3 protein-coding genes and 1 pseudogene are annotated in these 5,471 nt (G+C 70.4%); 3 read left to right on the top strand and 1 reads right to left on the bottom strand.

Annotation, left to right across the window (positions count from 1 at the left end):
• Positions 1–449: 449 nt before the first annotated feature.
• The 3 genes from RB628_RS39250 (at position 450) to RB628_RS39240 (ending at position 5,049) form a co-directional block, all read left to right on the top strand.
• Entirely contained in the window at positions 450–2,189 is a 1,740-nt protein-coding gene (locus RB628_RS39250; RefSeq protein WP_318325435.1) for a pyruvate dehydrogenase, read from the top strand.
• A 216-nt stretch (positions 2,190–2,405) separates the two neighbouring features.
• Positions 2,406–3,059 carry a class I SAM-dependent methyltransferase gene (locus RB628_RS39245; RefSeq protein ID WP_318325436.1) on the top strand — a complete coding sequence of 218 codons (654 nt, stop codon included), beginning with the start codon at positions 2,406–2,408 and terminating at the stop codon, positions 3,057–3,059.
• A gap of 346 nt (positions 3,060–3,405) precedes the next feature.
• Positions 3,406–5,049: a SpoIIE family protein phosphatase gene (locus RB628_RS39240; protein ID WP_412180799.1), complete on the top strand. Its 1,644-nt coding sequence runs from the start codon at positions 3,406–3,408 to the stop codon at positions 5,047–5,049.
• Between the two features lie 162 nt (positions 5,050–5,211).
• Here RB628_RS39240 and RB628_RS39235 read toward each other — a convergent pair.
• Positions 5,212–5,471 (bottom strand): annotated as a pseudogene (locus tag RB628_RS39235) (hypothetical protein); the annotation flags it as partial.

Here is a 5,471-nt window from a genome sequence, read left to right as displayed (position 1 = left end):
GCACGGTGCCGGTGGTGACGACGTCCACGTAGAACGCCAGGGAATGCGGAGTCAAAAGCCGATCCTCGATGCGGTGGTCCAACACGATGTGGGGACGTCCTGACCGGGGTGGGCACCACCCGTGTCCACCTGTATGGGAACCGCCGGGGCCCGGTCGGCCCGGCGAAGACCTGGCTCCACAGGAATCCGTCTCCATGTGCGTCTGGGTACAGCCGCTGCTGGCGACTTCGCCATCACGCTGGTTCCCTTCGTCCTCGTCGCTGCCGCTGCTGCCTCAACAGCTTCGACACGACCTTGATACCGACCTCGATACCGACCCCGGCCTCGACACCCCGAGGGGCGGACGCCACGGCGTTCTCCGCCTGCGTGCAATGCTGTCCGTGCCTGTCCCGTTTGCGCGGTCCGATGTGGGTCAGAAGTGTCGAGAAACCCGCTCTAGGAGGCTCCCGGTGCGTAATCCGACCGTCGCAGAGCAGTTGATCGATGTTCTGCGCCAAGCAGGGGTGGAACGGATCTATGGCGTCGCCGGTGACAGTCTCAATCCCGTCGTCGACGCGATCCGGCGTACTGACGGCATCGAGTGGATCCATGTGCGCAACGAGGAGGCGGCGGCGCTGGCCGCCGCGGCCGAGGCGCAGCTGACCGGGCGGCTCGCGGTGTGCGCGGGCAGCTGTGGCCCCGGCAACACCCACCTGATCCAGGGGCTGTACGACGCGAACCGTTCCGGTGCCCCGGTGCTCGCGATCGCCTCCCACATTCCGTCGAAGCAGATCGGTACCGGGTTCTTTCAGGAGACGCATCCGGAACGGCTCTTCACCGAGTGCAGCCGGTTCTGCGAAATGGTGAGCCAGCCGTCGCAGATGCCGCGGATGGTGCGGATCGCCGTACAGCGCGCGCTGTCCGACAACGGGGTCTCGGTGCTCGTCATGCCCGGCGACCTCTCCCATGCGCCCGCCGCCAGTCCCACCGGCACGAGCAGCTTCGTCACCGTCCACGGCCGGGTCGTACCTCCGCCCGAGCAGGTGCGTGACCTCGCGGCGAAGCTCAACGCGGCAGAGAAGGTGATGCTCTTCTGCGGTGCCGGCGTACGGGAGGCGCACACCGGGGTGATGGAACTCGCCGGCCGGGTGCACGCGCCGGTCGGGCACACGCTGCGCGGCAAGGAGTGGATCCAGTACGACAACCCGTACGACGTCGGCATGAGCGGACTGCTCGGCTACGGCGCCTGCTACGACGCGATGCACGAGGCCGACCTCGTGGTACTGCTCGGCACCGACTTCCCGTACGACGACTTCCTGCCGCAGGCCCGCACCGTACAGATCGACCACGACGCGGCGCGGATCGGGCGGCGGACCGCGCTGGAGCTGGGCGTGCACGGCGACGTGGGAGAGACGTTGCGCGCGGTGCTGCCGCTGGTCGAGGCGAAGCGCGACCGCTCGTACCTGGACCGGACGCTGCGCCACCACGCCAAGTCCCTGGAGAACGTGGTCTCCGCCTATACCCGTGACGTCGAGCACCACGTGCCGATCCACCCCGAATACCCGGCGTCGCTCCTCGACGAACTCGCCGACGACGACGCGGTGTTCACCGTCGACACCGGCATGTGCAACGTGTGGGCGGCCCGCTACCTCACGCCCAACGGCCGCCGCCGCGTGATCGGTTCCTTCCTGCACGGCACCATGGCCAACGCCCTGCCGCACGCCATCGGTGCCCAGTTCGCCTACCCGGGCCGTCAGGTGATCTCGATGTCGGGCGACGGCGGACTCGGCATGCTCATGGGTGAACTGCTCACCGTCAAGCTGCATAATCTGCCGGTGAAGACGATCGTCTTCAACAACTCCTCCCTCGGCATGGTCAAGCTGGAGATGATGGTCGACGGCCTGCCCGACTACGAGACCGATCACGAACCGGTGGACTACGCCGCCATCGCCGCGGGGGTCGGAATCCACTCGATCCGCATCGAGAAGCCCGGCCAGATCCGTGAGGGCCTGCGGGAGGCGCTGGCGTACGACGGGCCCTGCCTGGTGGATCTGGTCACCGACCCCAACGCACTGTCGATCCCGCCGCACATCTCCGGCGAACAGGTGAAGGGATTCGCCTTCTCGGCAGGCAGGACGGTGCTCAACGGGGGCGTGGGCAAGATGCTCGACCTGGCCAGGGCCAATCTGCGCAACGTTCCAAGGCCGTGATCCTGTCCGGCGCGAGGCTGCGCGGAGCTCTGCTGCTGTCCGGTTCAGCGCCGAGGCGGCGCACGCCCTGACAGGGGCGGTCGACCGATCGAAGCGAACCTCAGCGGCCATAACGGACGATATGCACCTAAGCTTGTATGGCTGTGAAGAAATTGCACACAGGGTCGAAGGAGCATCCTCGTGAGCAGTCCTGCCGACGAGCTCGGCTACGGGAGCATGCGGCTCGACCGCACGGGCCAGGCTGAGGCCTTCGACGCGATCGGCGACCGCTACGACGAGGCCTTCCCGCACAAGGAAGGGCAGGTCGCGTCCGCCGACTGGCTCATCGGCTCGCTGCCGCCCGGGTCCCGTGTGCTGGACCTGGGGTGCGGCACCGGCGTTCCGACCTCCCGACAGTTGGCGGAGGCGGGCTTGCAGGTCGTCGGGGTCGATTTGTCGGGCAGGATGGTCGCGCTTGCCCGCGAGTACGTGCCCACCGGGGTGTTCCACCAGGCGGACATCGCGGATCTGAGGCCCGGAGGTCCCCGGGACCTCGGCCGCTTCGACGCGGTGACGGCCTTCTTCTCCCTGCTCATGCTGGGGCGCGCCGAGATTCCCCTCGCGCTGCGCACCGTCCACCACCTGCTGCTGCCGGGCGGTCTGTTCGCGCTGTCGATGGTGGAGGCCGATGTCGACGACTTCTCGATCCCGTTCATCGGAAAGACCATCCGGGTGTCCGGCTATCTGAGGGAGGAGCTGCGCGAGGTCGTCGACGCGGCGGGCTTCGAGATCGTCGAGGAGTCCTCGTACTCGTACGCTCCGGCGACCGCGGACGTCCCGCCCGAGGTGCAGATCTTCCTGCGCTGCAGACGGCCCCCCGACGCCCGCTGATCACCCCGCCCCGGCGCGGGCCCGCACGGCCGGAAGGACACGCGTGACGAAGCACCTCGGAGCCGACGGAGGCACCGGCGGGCAGGCGGCCGGTGTGCACCCGAGTGCTGCTCCCGTGCGTCGGCCGCAGCGCGCGGCTCCGGCGCCCGGGCCCGGCGGTCGCGCCGACGGGGCACTCGCGCAGTCGGATGCGAACCCCGGTTCCGAGGGAAACGGCCGAGTGGCGCGTCCGTCGGCCGCGGAACCTTCCGCCGGGCGGCCGGGAGGTGCCCGGCCGGACAGTGCCGGGCCGCAGACCGACAGGCTCCGCTACCTCGACGCGGCGACCCGACGGATCGCCCGTGGCATGAACCTCGACGAGACGTTGCGGGAGCTGTGCCAGGCGGCCGTCCCGGCCTTCGCCGATGTGGCCCTGGTTCATCTGTACGCCCCGCTCCCGGTCGGTGACGAGGTCGCCGACGCTCCCGGCCTCCTACGACTGCACAGCATGGACCGCGCACCCCTGCGCAGGGCGGCCACCCGCGGGGCCGGCCCACTCCCACCGGTCGCCGACACCGTCCGGGCGGCCGAGGTGGTGCGTCTGGCTCCCTCCGGTCCTCTCGCCAGGCTGCTGCGGGCCGGGCGGCCCGTGTTCGGAGACCTTCCCGGCGTCCGTTCCGTGGTGGCCGAGCTGCTGGGAGTGGCCAACTCCTCCGCCGAGATGCCGCCGGGACGGCGGCTGATCCTCGCCCCGCTCCACGGCCGCAGCCACGCCATGGGCAGCGTGGTCCTCGTGCGAGGCCCCGGCCGAGCGGACTTCACCGGCGACGATCTGCTCGTCGCCTCCCAACTCGCCACCCACACCGCTCTCGGGATCCACAAAGCCGTGCTGTACGCGCGGGAGGCCTCCGTCGCGGACACGCTCCAGCGCACGATGCTCCCGCCGTCGCTGCCCGAGCCGGCCGGAGTCCTGCTGGCCAGCCGCTATCTGCCGTCCTCAAGGACCGCGCAGGTCGGCGGCGACTGGTACGACGCGATCCTGCTGCCCGGCAACCGTGTCGCCCTGGTCATCGGCGACGTGATGGGCCACTCCATGACCTCGGCCGCGATCATGGGCCAGTTGCGCACCATCGTGCAGACCCTGGCCGGACTCGACCTGCCACCGGACGAGGTCCTGCACCACCTCGACGAGCAGGCGGAGCGGCTGGGCAGCGAGCACACGGCGACCTGCCTGTACGCCATGTACGACCCCGTACTGCACCGGTTGCTGGTGTCCAACGCGGGCCATCCGCCGCCGGTTCTCCTGCACCCCGACGGCGGCTCGGAGGTCCTGCCGGTGCCGCCCGGCGTGCCGATCGGCGTGGGCGGCGGTGGATTCGAGTGCACCGAGATGCACGCGCCGACCGGGTCGACCCTGCTCCTGTACACCGACGGCCTGGTCGAGTCCCGTGACTCGGACGTCCTGACCGGGGTGGACCGGCTGCGCGCACGGCTGCGGGCCGCCTTCGGTTCCGGGCCCCCGTCGCCGGCGGAGGTGTGCGAGCAGGCGCTCGGCACGCTGGGTGCGGGAGCACGGGACGACGACATCGCGCTGCTCGCCGCCCGGTTCGGGGGCATCCTGCCGGAGACCGTCGCGTACTGGTACATGGCTCCTCGTCCGCAGACCGCGCGACAGGCCCGCCGGCTGACCCGCAGGACACTCCACGACTGGGGTCTCGATTCCCTCGTGGAGTCCACCGAACTCATGGTCAGCGAGGTCGTGGCGAACGCCGTACGCTTCGCCTCCCGGCCGATCACCCTGCGACTGCTCTGCACGGACGTGCTGCGGTGCGAGGTGGGTGACAACTCGTCGCTGGTGCCGAGGATGCGGCATGCCCGGCTCAGCGACGAAGGCGGCCGGGGGCTTTTCCTGGTGGACCAGCTGGCACAGCGCTGGGGGGCGACACGGGTGAGTACGGGCAAGGTCGTCTGGTTCGAACAGCCGCTGCCCGGCGGTCGAGAACCCGCCTGAGGACTCCAGCCGTCCGACACCGGCGTGGCGACGACCTGCCCGGACCGAGCCTCCTCACGTATGGAGGCCATGCACAGCGCGCAGACCGCTGACGCCGCCATCGCCCAGGCCGCCCGGGTCCGCGATTCGGACGGCCCGGCGGAAGCCGGGGGACCGGCGTCGGCGCGCGTGTGTCGGATCAGCGGTCGGTGTGGCCCGCCTGCGGTAGACCGGAACCGGGTCACCGAGCCGCTTGCGGGCCTCGCGCCACAGCTTCAGCAACTCCCCGGGTACGCAGGGGTAGCGGACCCGGCCGGGGGAGCAGGTGTACCAGGAGAACGAGGCCCCGCGGGGGGCAGCCGCGCGGCTCGTACTCGGGACAGTCCGCGCCGATCGACGGGTAGTCGGTGGCCTGGTGCTCCCAGGTGATGATGCCGTCCTTG

The sequence above is a fragment of the Streptomyces sp. ADMS genome (assembly GCF_033441795.1).
Taxonomy (GTDB): domain Bacteria; phylum Actinomycetota; class Actinomycetes; order Streptomycetales; family Streptomycetaceae; genus Streptomyces.
The sequence above is the reverse complement of the archived record's forward strand: the minus strand, read 5'-3'. Positions and strand labels throughout refer to the sequence as shown.